This window comes from Streptomyces sp. NPDC102259 (genome assembly GCF_044766465.1).
Classification (GTDB): domain Bacteria; phylum Actinomycetota; class Actinomycetes; order Streptomycetales; family Streptomycetaceae; genus Streptomyces.
In genome coordinates this window covers 899,571-914,033 of record NZ_JBIWMA010000001.1, presented here as the reverse complement: position 1 = coordinate 914,033, position 14,463 = coordinate 899,571, and the positions used below count along the sequence as shown (strand labels likewise).

Genomic DNA, 14,463 nt, shown 5'->3' with positions numbered 1-14,463 from the left:
GGCGCGCCCGGCGAGTGCCAGGCGCTCTGCGGTCCCTGGCGGGTCCTGGGCGGCCCGCTGCTTCTTGCCGCGCCCAGGGTGCCGTCGCCGCCCTGTGCGGGCAAGGGGCGGTCTCGGCCAGGTCTGTGGCGGGGACGCCGTCGCCGCTCCGACGGCCCACAGCCGGGCCAGGGGCGGTGAGACGCCGAGGGGCCGGCGGTCGATGACCGTCGGCCCCCTGAGTCGTCGCTGCGGGAAACCCGCTCCGACCAGCGCTTACAGCACCGGCAGGTTCTTGCGGAGTTCGAAGGCGGTGACCTCGGAGCGGTACTCCTCCCACTCCGCCTTCTTGTTGCGCAGGAAGAAGTCGAAGACGTGCTCGCCGAGGGTCTCGGCGACGAGGTCGCTGCGCTCCATCAGGCCCAGGGCCTCGCCGAGGTTCTGCGGGAGGGGCTCGATGCCCATCGCGCGGCGCTCGGCGTCGGACAGCGCCCAGACGTCGTCCTCGGCGCCCGGCGGAAGCTCGTAGCCCTCCTCGACGCCCTTGAGGCCGGCGGCGAGGAGCATGGCGTACGCCAGGTACGGGTTGGTGCCGGAGTCGAGGGAGCGGACCTCGATGCGCGCGGAGCCCGTCTTGCCGGGCTTGTACATCGGCACGCGGACCAGCGCGGAGCGGTTGTTGTGGCCCCAGCAGATGTACGACGGCGCCTCGCCGCCCGCGCCGGCCGTGCGCTCGGAGCCGCCCCAGATGCGCTTGTAGGAGTTGACCCACTGGTTGGTGACGGCGGCGATCTCGGCGGCGTGCTTCAGCAGACCGGCGATGAAGGACCGGCCGACCTTGGAGAGCTGGTACTCCGCGCCCGACTCGTAGAACGCGTTGCGGTCGCCCTCGAAGAGGGAGAGGTGCGTGTGCATACCGCTGCCCGGGTGCTCGGAGAACGGCTTCGGCATGAAGGTCGCCTGGACCCCCTGCTCCAGCGCGACCTGCTTCATGACCAGGCGGAAGGTCATGATGTTGTCGGCCGTGGACAGCGCGTCGGCGTAGCGCAGGTCGATCTCCTGCTGGCCGGGGGCGCCCTCGTGGTGGGAGAACTCGACCGAGATGCCCATCGACTCGAGCATGGTGATCGCCTGGCGGCGGAAGTCCATGCCGACGTTCTGCGGGGTGTGGTCGAAGTAGCCGGAGTTGTCGGCCGGGGTCGGGCGGGAGCCGTCGGTCGGCTTGTTCTTCAGCAGGAAGAACTCGATCTCGGGGTGGGTGTAGAAGGTGAAGCCCAGGTCGGAGGCGCGCGCCAGGGCGCGCTTCAGCACGTACCTCGGGTCGGCGAAGGAGGGGGAGCCGTCCGGCATGAGGATGTCGCAGAACATGCGGGCGGTACCGGGGGCCTCCGCCCGCCAGGGCAGGACCTGGAAGGTGGACGGATCCGGCTTGGCGATCATGTCGGACTCGTAGACCCGGGCGAAGCCCTCGATCGCGGAGCCGTCGAAGCCGATGCCCTCGTCGAAGGCCTGTTCGAGCTCGGCCGGGGCCACGGCGACGGACTTGAGGAAGCCCAGCACGTCCGTGAACCACAGCCGTACGAACCGGATGTCGCGCTCCTCCAACGTCCGGAGCACGAACTCCTGCTGCTTGTCCATCTTGCGCTTCCCCATCCTTGCTGGTCAGGCCGCCTGTTTCCCGTCCCACGGAGAGGCGGTCGGGCACCTGAGCATCACACCACAACACCGTTTCGTGCGCGTTGCCGACCATGATCGCCTCGGCGACCCGGGTCTGAACACCTCACGTCCGGGAGATGCACTGCCGTCCGGCAGGTGTACTGCTCCACCGCCCATCTTGCCTGCTCGCACCGACATCCGTAATGCCCCACCCCCTCCATCCCCCCTCACCCATTTAATTTGCATCTCAGATGCAAGTTTAACTAGCGTGCCGGACAGCAGAACACCGAGTGAGCTTTGAGGAGCCCCGATGCTGTCCGAACAGTCCGCTGCCACCGTCCGCGCGACCCTCCCCGCCGTGGGCGCGGCCATCGGTGAGATCACCGAGCGCTTCTACGCCGGCCTCTTCGCGGCGCATCCGGAACTCCTCCGCGACCTGTTCAACCGCGGCAACCAGGCGGCGGGCACCCAGCGCCAGGCGTTGGCCGGGTCCATCGCCGCCTTCGCCACGCGTCTCGTCGAGGACGCACCGGATCACCCTCGGGACGACGCCGGCAGCCGCCCGCAGGACCGCCCCGACGCGATGCTCACCCGGATCGCCCACAAGCACGCCTCCCTCGGCATCGCGCCCGAGCAGTACGAGGTCGTCCATGAGCACCTCTTCGCCGCCATCGCCGACGTCCTGGACGAGGCGGTCACCCCCGAGGTCGCCGCGGCCTGGGACGAGGTCTACTGGCTGATGGCGAACGCGCTGATCGCGATCGAGCGCCGCCTGTACGAGGAGAGCGGGGGCGACGCGTGGCGCGAGTGGGAGGTCGCGGAACGCGTCCGGGAGACCGACGACGTCGTCACCTTCGGCCTGCGCCCGGTCGACGGCGCGCCGGTACGGGACTTCCGCGCCGGCCAGTACGTGTCCGTCCGCGCGCAACTGCCCGACGGCGCCCGCCAGATACGGCAGTACAGCCTCTCCGGCGCACCGGGGGCCGACGTGCGCCGGATCAGCGTCAAGCGGGTGTCCGGCGGGGCGACGACACCGGAGGGCGAGGTCTCGAACCACCTCTACGCGCGCGTGCGTGCGGGCAGCGTGCTGGAGCTCTCCGAGCCGTACGGCGACCTCGTCCTCGACGACGCGGCGGGAACCCCTCTGCTCCTCGCGTCGGCCGGCATCGGCGTCACCCCGATCGTGGCGATGCTCGCCGACCTCGCCGCCCACGGCCACGACGCGCCGGTCACGGTCGTCCACGCCGACCGCTCCCCCGCCGACCACGCCCTGCGCACGGACCACGAGGCGTACGCGGCGAAACTGCCGGACGCCTCCGTGCACCTCTGGTACGAGCGGGAGGCCCCGGCGCACGCCCGAACGGGTCTGGCCGACCTCACGGACGTACCCGTGGCGCCGGGCACGCGCGCGTACCTGTGCGGTCCGCTGCCGTTCATGCGGGCCGTGCGGGCGCAGCTGATCGAGAAGGGGGTCGCCCCGGCGGACGTGCACTACGAGGTGTTCGGCCCGGACCTGTGGCTGGCCCGGACCTGAGCCATGCGACCGGCTCCCCGACGACGCTCTGCGGGGCGGGGCGGGGCGGTCGGGCGGGGCGAGCCGGATCACGTCCGCCGACGTACTCCGTGACCGTCCGGCGGCCCGGCCCGTCGCCCGGAGCCGCGGAGCACTCCTCCGGGGGCAGCCGTACGCACCCGGTTCGGGGTGCGGGCGCCGGCCGGGGCGTCGAGCGGGCGACGGCCGGGCGTGGCACGGGCGGCCCGGCTCAGTACGGCCGCCGGATCTCGTGCTCGTCCAGCGCGGTGCCGTAGCGCTCCAGCATGGCGTCGAGTCCGGCCAGGAGAAGCCCGGCGGCGTCGCGGGCGTCGCCCAGGTCACCTCGGTCGCACGCCTCCACCAGCTCGGCCATGTCGGTGCGGAGGATGTGCAGGGAGTCGCCCTGGACCAGAACTCCGGGGAAGCGTCGGCCGGGCAGGCGGACTACGGCGTTGTTGCCGCCATCAGTGAAGAGCTCTGCTTCGATGCGTTCCATCGGGCCATCCAATCCGGCCCGGCGACGTCGCTACAAGCGCATTGCCGGGGGGAAGCGTGAAGGATGAGCCGCGCGAGGCCCGGAAACCGTGGCTGACGTGGGGTGGAGTCACGGGGTCCCGCTCCGGTCAGGCGAGCCTCGAGATCCCCAGCAGCAGCGGCCCCGTGGGTTCCGCCACGATGTCCGCGACCGTGATCGGGTCCAGGGACGCGAAGAACGCCTCCTGGGCCTGCCGCAGGGCGCCGCGCAGGCGGCAGGCCGAGGCCAGGGGGCAGGGGGTGGCGCCTTCGCAGTCGACGACGTCGCCGTCTCCCTCGAAGGAGCGGACCACCGTGCCGACGGACGCCGCGCGGCCCCGGTCGGTGAGCGCCAGGCCGCCGCCCCTGCCACGACGGGCCTCCAGCAGGCCCATGTGCTGGAGCTCGGCCACGACCTTGGCCGCGTGGGTGTAGGGCACCTCCATGGCCTCCGCCACGTCACGGGTCGTGGGGGTGGCCTCCGGGGTGTCGCCCGCCACCGCGAGTCGCATGAGGACGCGCAGTGCCAGGTCGGTGGATCGCAACAGCCGCATGGGAGGAAGCGTAGATAATGCGCATCTCCGGTTCAAATTATCCGCTCTCTTCTTGGCTGTGACCTGTCTACGACTTTCCCCATCGCCCCCATTACGATCAGCGGACTCGAGCACCCCGACCGTCCCGCCCCTTTTCCCCGAAGGACAGGCCTCATGGGTTCCGCCAACCAGACCGGCAGCGCGGCGCGCAAGGCGCGCATAGAGGAGATGCGGCGGGCCGAGCAGGTCCGGGATCGGCGTAACCGGTTTCTCGTGATCGGCGGCAGTGTCGTCGCCGTGGTCGCGCTGGTCGCCGGTGGGGTGTTCGTCGTGAAGTCGCAGTCCGGCGACGACAAGGACACCGCCGCCGACGGCAAGGCGGCCTCCGGCCACTTCGTCACCGGTGCGGACGGGGTCAAGACGTGGAAGGGCACGCTCGGGCGCACCCATGTCACCAAGACCGTGAAGTACCCGACCGAGCCCCCCGTCGGCGGGGACCACAACCAGGTCTGGATGAACTGCGACGGCGAGGTCTACACCAAGGCCCTCGACAACATGAACGCCGTGCACTCGCTCGAGCACGGCGCGGTCTGGGTGACGTACAACAGCAAGGCGAGCAAGGCGGACGTCGACGCCCTCGCCGCCAAGGTCAAGAAGACGCCCTACACGCTCATGAGCCCGGACGACGCCCAGCCCGACCCCATCATGCTCACCGCGTGGGGGCACCAGCGCACGGTGACGGGCGCGAGCGACGCGAACGTGGACACGTTCTTCGAGAAGTTCGTGCAGGGCGAGCAGACGCCCGAGCCGGGCGCCGCGTGCACGGGTGGTCTGGCGAAGTGAGGTACGCGGGGGTGGCGGTCGCCGTGGCCGGAGTGCTCGTCGCCGCCGGGGCCGTCACCTACTCCGTCGCCGAGGACGGCGCGGCGGGCGCCGCGCCGCCCGCCGCCGACTCCGCCGACGCCGGGTTCGCCCGGGACATGGCGGTGCACCACCAGCAGGCCGTCGAGATGTCGTACATCGTGCGGGACCGGACCGCCGACGAGGACGTCCGGCGGCTCGCCTACGACATCGCGCAGACGCAGGCCAACCAGCGCGGCATGCTGCTCGGTTGGCTGGATCTCTGGGGCCTGCCGAAGGTGTCGTCCGACGGACCCATGTCCTGGATGGGCATGGGCAAAATGACCGACGGCGAGGACGGTGCGCTCATGCCCGGCATGGCCACCGACACCGAGCTGAAGAAGCTCGGCACGCTCGACGGCAGGCAGGCCGAGGTCCTCTACCTCCAGCTCATGACCGACCACCACAAGGGCGGCATCCACATGGCCGAGGGGTGTGTCGCCAAGTGCGCGGTGGGGGTGGAGAAGCGGCTCGCGCAGGGCATGGTCGAGGCGCAGCAGTCGGAGATCGACCTGATGACGGACATGCTGAAGGCCCGCGGGGCCAAGCCGTAGCCGACGCCCCCGGTCCAACCCATAGGGTTTTCCCTCGATTTCACGGACGTTTCCGTCAAATCAGCCCAGCAAGCGGTCACTTGGGCGCTTCTTGGTTTACGCATTCCCCTGGCATGAAGCGTTCGTCGCAAGAGTGGCCCGCACGTCGAGTGATCTACTCGCGTCGAACCACATACAGGGGGTCCTATGAGATCCAACCGCGCCGCGCTGCGCGCCGGAGCGAGCATGGCAGCGACACTGCCCATGATCGCCGGCGCGCTGGCGCTCGGCATACCCGCCGCGCACGCCGCGGACGGCCCGACCCGTGACACGCTGGCCGGGACCAGGCCCGCGTGGGCCACGGCCAAGGCGGACAAGGGCTCGACCTCGGACAGCGCCCAGGTCTCCGCCCGCGTCTACCTCGCGGGACGGGACGCCGCCGGCCTCGCCGCCTACGCGAAGGCCGTGTCCGACCCCGCCTCGCCCGTCTACGGCAAGTACCTCTCCGCCGCGCAGTCCCAGGCCCGCTTCGGCGCGACGGCGGCCCAGGTGGCGGCCGTCAAGTCGTGGCTGACGGCGGCCGGTCTGAAGGTCACCGGCACGACCGAGCACTATGTGTCGGTCAGCGGCGCTGTCGCCGCCGTCGAGAAGGCGTTCGGCACCCAGCTGCACAACTACACCAAGGGCAGCAGGACTTACCGCGCGCCGTCGAAGGCGGCCTCGGCTCCCGCCAGCCTGGACGGCGCCGTCCTGACCGTAACCGGCCTGGACAACGCACCGCACAAGGCCGCGTCCAAGGACCAACTTCCGGGTCCGGACGCGGTGTTCAAGAACTCCGGGCCGTTCTCCTCGTACTACGGCTCCAACACCGCGAGCACCCTCCCCTCGGCGTACGGCAAGAAGATCCCGTACGCCGTGCAGGGGTACACCGGCAAGCAGCTGCGGGCCGCGTACGGCGCGGGCGGCTACACGGGCAAGGGGGTGCGCATCGCCATCACCGACGCGTACGCCTCGCCGACGATCGCCTACGACGCGGCCACCTACGCGAAGGCGCACGGCGACGCGCGCTGGAAGACCGGGCAGCTGACCCAGGTCCTCCCCTCGGACTACACCAGGACCGAGGAGTGCGGGGCGGCCGGCTGGTACGGCGAGGAGACCCTCGACGTCGAGGCCGTGCACGCGGTCGCACCGGCCGCGAACGTCACGTACGTGGGCGCGGCGTCCTGCTACGACGACGATCTGCTCGACTCGCTCAGCAAGATCGTCGACAACCACCTGGCCGACATCGTCTCCAACTCGTGGGGCGACATCGAGGCCAACCAGACGCCGGACCTCGCGGCCGCCTACGACCAGGTCTTCCAGTTCGGCGCGGTCGAGGGAATCGGTTTCTACTTCTCCTCCGGCGACAACGGTGACGAGGTCGCCAACACCGGCACGAAGCAGGTCGACACCCCGGCCAACTCCGCGTGGGTGACGGCGGTCGGCGGTACCTCGCTGGCGGTCGGCAAGAACGACAAGTACCTGTGGGAGACCGGCTGGGGCACCGACAAGGCCTCGCTGTCGGCCGACGGCAAGAGCTGGACGGACTTCCCGGGCGCGTACACCTCGGGTGCGGGCGGCGGCACCAGCAAGACGGTCGCCGAGCCGTACTACCAGAAGGGTGTCGTCCCGAAGGCGCTCGCCACGGCGAACAGCGCCGCCGGCAACCGCGTCGTCCCGGACATCTCGGCGATCGCCGACCCGAACACCGGCTTCAAGGTCGGGCAGACCCAGACCTTCCCGGACGGGACCGAGCAGTACAGCGAGTACCGCATCGGCGGCACCTCGCTGGCCGCGCCGGTCATCGCGGCCGTGCAGGCGCTGGGCCAGGAGGCGCGCGGCGGCAAGGCGATCGGTTTCGCCAACCCGTCGATCTACTCCAAGTACGGCTCGCGGGTCTACCACGACGTCACGGACAACCCGACCGGGTCCGGGCTCGCGGTCGCGCGCGTCGACTTCGCCAACGGCTACGACGCGACGGACGGGCTGCTGACCTCCGTCCGCAGCCTCGGCAAGGACAGCTCGCTGTCCGCCGTGAAGGGCTATGACGACGTCACCGGTGTGGGTACGCCCGCAAGCGGTTACGTCGAGTCGTACCGGCGGCGCTGAGCAGATCGTCCGCGTGCTGCGCGGATGACGCGAACGATGAGGGGCGTGGGGTATCCAACACCCCACGCCCCCCATCGCGTCGCATTGACGATTACACTGATGCGCGTGCCTCAACTTCGTCTCGCTCTGAACCAGATCGACTCGCGCGTCGGCGACCTCGTCGGCAACACCGAAACGATCCTCCGCTGGACCCGGCACTCCGCCGAGCAGGGAGCGCATCTCGTGGCGTTCCCGGAGATGGCGCTGACCGGGTATCCCGTCGAGGACCTCGCCCTGCGCTCCTCCTTCGTCGAAGCCTCCCGCACGGCCCTGCGCGAGCTCGCCGTCCGCCTCGCCGACGAGGGCTTCGGCGAACTGCCGGTGGTCGTCGGCTTCCTCGACCGGTCCGAGGGCGGCCGGCCCAAGTTCGGCCGCCCGGCCGGCTCGCCGCGCAACGCGGCGGCGGTGCTGTTCGACGGCGAGGTGGTCCTCTCCTTCGCCAAGCACCACCTGCCCAACTACGGCGTCTTCGACGAGTTCCGCTACTTCGTGCCGGGCGACACCATGCCGGTGCTGCGGGTGCGTGGCGTCGACGTGGCCCTCGCGATCTGCGAGGACCTCTGGCAGGACGGCGGCCGAGTCCCCGCGGCGCACTCCGCCGGGGCCGGTCTGCTGCTCTCCATCAACGCCTCCCCCTACGAGCGCGACAAGGACGACACCCGGCTGGAGCTGGTCCGCAAGCGGGCCCAGGAGGCCGGCTGCACCACCGCCTACCTCGCGATGATCGGCGGGCAGGACGAGCTGGTCTTCGACGGCGACTCGATCGTCGTCGACCGCGACGGCGAGGTCGTGGCGCGGGCGCCGCAGTTCTCCGAAGGCTGTGTGGTCCTGGACCTCGACCTGCCCGCGGCCTCGGCCGACGCGCCCACGGGCGTCGTGGACGACGGTCTGCGCATCGACCGCGTCGTGGTGTCGCAGGAGCCCGTCCCGGCGTACGAGCCCGAGCTGAGCGGCGGGTACGCGGAGCGGCTGGACGACGCCGAGGAGATCTACTCGGCGCTGGTCGTGGGCCTGCGCGCGTACGTCGCGAAGAACGGCTTCCGCTCGGTCCTCATCGGCCTGTCGGGCGGTATCGACTCGGCGCTCGTCGCGGCGATCGCGTGCGACGCGCTGGGCGCGCAGAACGTGTACGGCGTGTCGATGCCGTCGAAGTACTCCTCCGAGCACTCCAAGGGCGACGCGGCGGAACTGGCGCGCCGGACGGGCCTGAACTTCCGCACGGTCCCGATCGAGCCGATGTTCGACGCGTACATGGGCTCGCTGGGCCTGACGGGCCTCGCCGAGGAGAACCTCCAGTCGCGTCTGCGCGGCACGCTCCTGATGGCGATCTCCAACCAGGAGGGCCACATCGTCCTCGCCCCCGGCAACAAGTCGGAGCTGGCGGTCGGCTACTCGACGCTGTACGGCGACTCGGTGGGCGCGTACGGCCCCATCAAGGACGTCTACAAGACGTGGATCTTCCGGCTCGCGGAGTGGCGCAACCGCGCCGCGGCGGAGCGGGGCCAGACCCCGCCGATCCCCGAGAACTCGATCACCAAGCCGCCGAGCGCGGAGCTGCGCCCCGGCCAGGTCGACACCGACTCGCTCCCGGACTATCCCGTCCTGGACGCGATCCTCGAGCTGTACGTCGACCGGGACCAGGGCGCGGACGCGATCGTCGCGGCGGGCTACGACCGTGAGCTGGTCGTCAAGACCCTGCGCATGGTGGACACCGCCGAGTACAAGCGGCGCCAGTACCCGCCGGGCACGAAGATCTCGGCGAAGGGCTTCGGCAAGGACCGCCGCCTGCCGATCACGAACGGCTGGCGCGAGTCGGTCTGACCGCTCCGAGCCCCGTACCGTGGCCGGGCCCAGTCGCGCGATGCGACCGGGCCCGGCCGCGATGGTGCGGTGCGTGTTACCGCAGGCCGCTCTTGGTGAACGGTTCGAAGGCGTGGCTGAAGGCCCAGGTGTCCTGGGCGATCCCGGAGCACGAGTCGGAGCCGCCGGTGCCCGGGCAGCCGCCGTTGTCGCGCTGAAGCGCCCAGAAGGAGAGCGTGTTGATCTTCTTGGCCTCGGCCCACTTCTCCACGGCGACCGCGTCCTTCGTGGTGAAGGTCTCCTCGGGGCCGTAGTCGTCGATGCCGGGCATCTCGATGACGCCGATCATGCTCCACAGCTTCGCGGGGCTCTTCTTCGGGTAGAGCGCGGCCAGTTGGTCGTGCAGCCCCTGGGCCGCCGTGGCCGTGTCGGCCGCCATGTCGTGGGTCGCGCCGTCGTAGTAGTCGAAGGTCATGAGGTTGACGACGTCCACCCGCGCGCCGTTGGCGACGGCGTTCTTCAGCAGGGCCAGGCCGCCTGCTTCGAGGCCGGTGACGGAGGTCGGCAGGGTGTAGGAGAACTGCACACTGCGGCCGGTGCGATCGGCCCAGCGCTGGACCTGTGCGATCGCCTTGTTGCGGCGGTCGACGCCGGCGGCGTTGTCGATGGAGTCACCCTCGACGTCGAGGTCGATCCGGGTGATGCCGTACGTCGTGACGAGGCTCTCGTACACCTTGGCGATGGCGTCGACGCTGGTGCAGCTGTCCGCCAGTTCGGTGCCGGTGGTGTCCGCGGACCAGCCGCCGAAGGACGGGACGGCGTTGCCGCCGCGTGCCTGGATCGTGGCGATGTCGCGGCCGAAGACCGCTTGGGAGACCGGCTGGTCGACCGCGCCGTTCCAGTACGCGGTGCACGAGCCCGCCGCGGCGGTCTGGAGGAAGGCCAGGGTGAGGTACTTGTTGCCGGAGGCGGCGGCGAGCGCGGCCGGGCTCTCGCCGGTCCACGCCTCGAAGTAGGGAGCCGCCACATGGCTCGGCATGGACTTGCCGGCGTCCGGGAGCGGCGCGGCGAGCGCGTTCCCTCCTCCGAGTGCGAGGAGCCCGGTGGACAGAGCGCCGGCGCTCAGACAGGACAGCAGTGCGCGAAGGTGACCAGGTCGTCTCACTGACGCTCCCAGGGGAAAAGGGCATGCGGGGACAGCGGAAGGACAGAACCGCGGAGGCGAGCAGTGACCATGTTTGGACTAGACCAGTTAACTGTCAAGGTTCTTTACAGTTAACTGACCATGGCCCGGCCAACCGATCGACAAGGACCCGACAAGGGACCCGACACGGCCCGACAGCGTTGCCGCCAGGCATCAGCGAGGGCGTCGGCGCAGGACGTCAGCGCAGGGCGGACTCGCCCGCCCGGACGGCACGCACGGCGCGCTCGACGGTCTCCTGGTTCTCGCCGACCGGAGCCACGTAGTCGAGGACGTCACGCGCGGCGTCCTCCCCGAGCGTCCGGGTGATCACCCACGTGGCGAGGTATTGCGACGCCAGGCAGCCACCCGCCGTGGCGATGTTCCCCTCGGCGTGGAACGGCGCGTCCAGCACGGTGACGCCGCAGGCTTCGACGAAGGGCCGGCTCGTCCTGTCCGTGCTGACCGGCATGTCACCCAGCAGCCCGAGCCGGGCGAGCACCAGCGCTCCGGAGCACTGCGCGCCGATCAGCTGGCGCGAAGGGTCGAGCGGCAGCCGGGAGATCAGCCGGTCGTCGGCGACCACGTCCCGTGTCCTCACCCCGCTGCCGATCAGCACGACATCGGCCTCGGTCACGAACTCCATCGGGCGCTGCCCGGTCACCTCGACACCGTTCATCGACGTCACCACCGGCGTCGGCGTCGTGACGAAGGCCTCCAGGCCGTCCTTGCGGCACCGGTTGATCAGTGCGGAGGCGATGAAGCTGTCGAGCTCGTTGAACCCGTCGAAGGTGACCACGGCTACCTGCATCGCAAACTCCCCAACCCCCGGCAACGGACCGCCAGTCTCCCGGCCGGAACCCCAACCGGTCGAGAGCCAATCAGCGGCTGGTGGCACGGCTCTCCCTTCTGGCCGTGACGACACGACGAGCCTGCCCGCCCGACCCGCGTGGATCCGGGCCTCCTGGACGACGTGGAGGACGCCCTCACAACCTGGCAGGACGCGGGATCACCTCCACAGTCGGAGTTCGGCATGACCGTGGAGGCCGGCGGCACGCAACGCGTCCGGGCGGGGAATCCCGGTGGGCCCTCATGGGAGCTGCCGGTCTGAGCACGCGCGGTCCGAAGGTCCGTATGCGTCGTCGACGCCACGTTCGGACCCGCCGCCGACGTCAGTGACCTACCCCCGCCTCCGCCCGCTGCGGGACGTGGGTGGCGACGATCCGCTCGCGGCCGGTCGGGGTCGTGGTCGTCCTGCGGCGGTCCACCGCGTAGGCCACCGAGGCCACGCCCAGACCGAGCACTGCCAGCGCCGCTCCCACCACCGCGGGTGAGGTCGCGCCGAAGCCGGCCGCGAGGGCCAGGCCGCCGAGCCAGGCGCCGCCGGCGTTGGCCATGTTGAACGCGGCCTGGTTGGCGGAGGAGGCCAGCGACGGGCCCGCGGCCGCCTTCTCCATCACCATCAGGTTGAGCGGCGAACCCGTCACGAACGCCGCCACGCCGAGCAGGACCACGGCCAGCGCGCCGCCCCACGCGGTCGTCATCAGCAGCGGGAACAGGGCCAGGACGACGACCAGGGACGTCAGGCCGGCGAACAGGGTCGGGCGCATCGCGTGGTCGGCGAGGCGGCCGCCCAGCAGGTTGCCGATCGTCGCGCCGACGCCGAAGAGCGCGAGCAGCAGCGTCACGCTGGAGTCGGCGTAGCCGGCGGAGTCCGTCAGCATGGGGGTGATGTAGCTGTAGGCGGAGAACAGGGCGCCGAAGCCGGCCACCGTCGTGCCGAGGGCCAGCCACACCGGCAGCGAGCGCAGGGCCGCCAGCTCGCGGCGCAGCCCGACGGCGGGCGCGTGGGTGTGGTCGCGCGGGATCAGCAGGGCCAGGGAGGCGATCGCCGCCAGGCCGATCACGCTGACGCCGAGGAAGGTGGCGCGCCAGCCCAGCTGCTGTCCCATGAGGGTGGCGACGGGGACGCCCGCGATGTTGGCGACGGTCAGGCCGAGGAACATCAGCGACACCGAGCGGGCCTTGCGCTCGGGGGCGACCAGGTTGGTGGCGACCACCGCGCCGACGCCGAAGAACGCGCCGTGCGGGAGACCGCTGAGGAAGCGGGCGGCCAGCAGGGAGTCGTAGCCGGGGGCGAGGGCCGACAGGGCGTTGCCCACGACGAACAGGCCCATCAGGGAGATCAGGACGGTACGGCGGGACATCCGTGCCGTGACCGCGGCCAGCAGCGGGGCGCCGATGACGACGCCGAGCGCGTATGCCGAGACCAGATGTCCGGCGGTCGGGATCGAGACATGCAGGTCGTCCGCGACGTCGGGCAGCAGGCCCATCATCACGAACTCCGTGGTGCCGATTCCGAAGGCACCCACGGCCAGGGCGAGCAGGGCCAGGGGCATGGAGAACTTGCCTTTCAGGGAGAGTGGGTTCCGTTCATCATACGTTTCGTATGTTCAAGTACGGAACAAAGTCTCCCCGGGCCGCTATTCCAGCGGGTGACCCCCTGATTAAGGTGTGGTGACCTTCACACGCGCCGCCACCGGCAGATGGTCGCTGCCCGTCTGCGGCAGCGTCCAGGAGGTGACCGGCTCCACGCCCTTCACCATGATCTGGTCGATCCGCGCCATCGGGAACGACGCGGGCCAGCTGAAGCCGAAGCCGCTGCCCGCCGCGCCCTGCGTGGAGCGCATCTGGGAGGTCACGGCGTTGAGCGAGCGGTCGTTCATGGTGCCGTTGAGGTCGCCGAGCAGGATCACCCGGGTCAGCTTCTCGTCGGCGATCGCCTCGCCCAGCGCGTCCGCGCTCTTGTCGCGCTGCCGGGCGGTGAACCCGGCCTGGAGCTTCACCCGCACCGACGGGAGGTGGGCGACGTAGACGGCGACCTCCCCCTCCGGCGTCGTGACCGTCGCCCGCATCGCGCGCGTCCAGCCCAGCTTGATGTCGACGGGCTTCACCCCGCCCAGCGGATACCTGCTCCACAGGCCGACCGTGCCCTGCACCGAGTGGTACTTGTACGTCGCCGCCAGCGCCTTCTCGTACACCGGCACCGCCGTGGCGGTCAGCTCCTCCAGGGCCAGCACATCCGCCTCGGACGCGGCCACGTCACGGGCGGTGCCGGCCGGGTCCGGATTCTCCGCGTTGACGTTGTGGGTGGCGACGGTGAGGTCGCCGCCGCTGCCGGTCCGGTCGACGAGGAGCCCGCCGAAGAGGTTCAGCCAGACCACGGCCGGGAGGACGACGGCGATCAGCGCGGTCGCCGACTTGCGCACCAGCGCCAGCACCAGCAGCACCGGCACGAACAGGCCGATCCAGGGCAGGAACGTCTCCGTGAGACTGCCGAGGTTGCCGTAGCGGTTGGGGATGCGCGAGTGCAGTCCCAACACCAGGGCGAACGCCAACGCGAACCCGGTGAGGACCAGGCCCCGCCGCCAGATGCGCGGATCACCGCGCCAGCCCGCGCCGATCCGGCCGAGCAGAGTGCCGATCAGGCGCCGGAGCCGAACTCCCCGAGGCTCGGGACCCGAGCCTCCGTTGTCGTCCGTCTCCGTCATGTACGCCTGCTGCGCCATACCGTCGCCTCACTGCCTGCCTTGCACACCGTCCGTCCCCCGGGTACGACCCTAGGGGATGATCGGCTTTGATCTCGCC

Annotated in this window: 12 protein-coding genes; 5 read left to right on the top strand and 7 right to left on the bottom strand. The window is 70.7% G+C overall.

Annotated features, from left to right (window positions below; all coding sequences use genetic code 11):
• Positions 1 to 255: 255 nt before the first annotated feature.
• On the bottom strand, positions 256 to 1,617 hold the full coding sequence (locus ACIRPU_RS04085; RefSeq protein ID WP_020126756.1) for a glutamine synthetase family protein: 1,362 nt from the start codon (positions 1,615 to 1,617) through the stop codon (positions 256 to 258).
• A 328-nt stretch (positions 1,618 to 1,945) separates the two neighbouring features.
• On the opposite strand from ACIRPU_RS04085, the gene ACIRPU_RS04080 reads away from it, so the two are divergent.
• Positions 1,946 to 3,169 carry a globin domain-containing protein gene (locus ACIRPU_RS04080; RefSeq protein WP_403861318.1) on the top strand — a complete coding sequence of 408 codons (1,224 nt, stop codon included), beginning with the start codon at positions 1,946 to 1,948 and terminating at the stop codon, positions 3,167 to 3,169.
• A gap of 229 nt (positions 3,170 to 3,398) precedes the next feature.
• Here ACIRPU_RS04080 and ACIRPU_RS04075 read toward each other — a convergent pair whose 3' ends face one another.
• Positions 3,399 to 3,665 (bottom strand): DUF6959 family protein, encoded by a 267-nt coding sequence (locus ACIRPU_RS04075; protein WP_384123246.1) that lies wholly within the window; start codon positions 3,663 to 3,665, stop codon positions 3,399 to 3,401.
• A gap of 127 nt (positions 3,666 to 3,792) precedes the next feature.
• Entirely contained in the window at positions 3,793 to 4,236 is a 444-nt protein-coding gene (locus tag ACIRPU_RS04070; RefSeq protein ID WP_403861314.1) for an RrF2 family transcriptional regulator, read from the bottom strand.
• 153 nt (positions 4,237 to 4,389) lie between these two features.
• Here ACIRPU_RS04070 and ACIRPU_RS04065 point away from each other — a divergent pair, with 153 nt between their 5' ends.
• The 4 genes from ACIRPU_RS04065 (at position 4,390) to ACIRPU_RS04050 (ending at position 9,656) form a co-directional block, all read left to right on the top strand.
• A complete protein-coding gene (locus ACIRPU_RS04065) occupies positions 4,390 to 5,058 on the top strand; it encodes a DUF3105 domain-containing protein (protein ID WP_403861311.1) in 669 nt (222 codons plus the stop codon).
• Positions 5,059 to 5,069: 11 nt separating this feature from the next.
• Complete coding sequence (locus tag ACIRPU_RS04060) at positions 5,070 to 5,669, top strand: DUF305 domain-containing protein (protein ID WP_403861308.1); 600 nt, start codon at positions 5,070 to 5,072, stop codon at positions 5,667 to 5,669.
• A 186-nt stretch (positions 5,670 to 5,855) separates the two neighbouring features.
• Positions 5,856 to 7,796, top strand: coding sequence for a protease pro-enzyme activation domain-containing protein (locus ACIRPU_RS04055; protein ID WP_403861305.1), 1,941 nt, complete (start codon positions 5,856 to 5,858; stop codon positions 7,794 to 7,796).
• A gap of 105 nt (positions 7,797 to 7,901) precedes the next feature.
• Positions 7,902 to 9,656, top strand: a complete 1,755-nt coding sequence (locus tag ACIRPU_RS04050; protein ID WP_403861302.1) for an NAD+ synthase — start codon at positions 7,902 to 7,904, stop codon at positions 9,654 to 9,656.
• 76 nt (positions 9,657 to 9,732) lie between these two features.
• Here the strand turns inward: ACIRPU_RS04050 and ACIRPU_RS04045 are convergent, their stop codons facing one another.
• From ACIRPU_RS04045 to ACIRPU_RS04030, 4 genes are all read right to left on the bottom strand, one after another.
• Positions 9,733 to 10,800, bottom strand: coding sequence for a chitinase (locus tag ACIRPU_RS04045; RefSeq protein ID WP_403861299.1), 1,068 nt, complete (start codon positions 10,798 to 10,800; stop codon positions 9,733 to 9,735).
• A 217-nt stretch (positions 10,801 to 11,017) separates the two neighbouring features.
• Positions 11,018 to 11,626, bottom strand: a complete 609-nt coding sequence (locus ACIRPU_RS04040; RefSeq protein WP_403861296.1) for a DJ-1/PfpI family protein — start codon at positions 11,624 to 11,626, stop codon at positions 11,018 to 11,020.
• 361 nt (positions 11,627 to 11,987) lie between these two features.
• The gene (locus ACIRPU_RS04035) at positions 11,988 to 13,214 is read right to left on the bottom strand and encodes an MFS transporter (RefSeq protein ID WP_403861293.1); all 1,227 of its coding nucleotides are present in this window, start codon (positions 13,212 to 13,214) and stop codon (positions 11,988 to 11,990) included.
• Positions 13,215 to 13,322: 108 nt separating this feature from the next.
• The gene (locus ACIRPU_RS04030; protein WP_403861290.1) at positions 13,323 to 14,384 is read right to left on the bottom strand and encodes an endonuclease/exonuclease/phosphatase family protein; all 1,062 of its coding nucleotides are present in this window, start codon (positions 14,382 to 14,384) and stop codon (positions 13,323 to 13,325) included.
• Between the last annotated feature and the right edge of the window lie 79 nt (positions 14,385 to 14,463).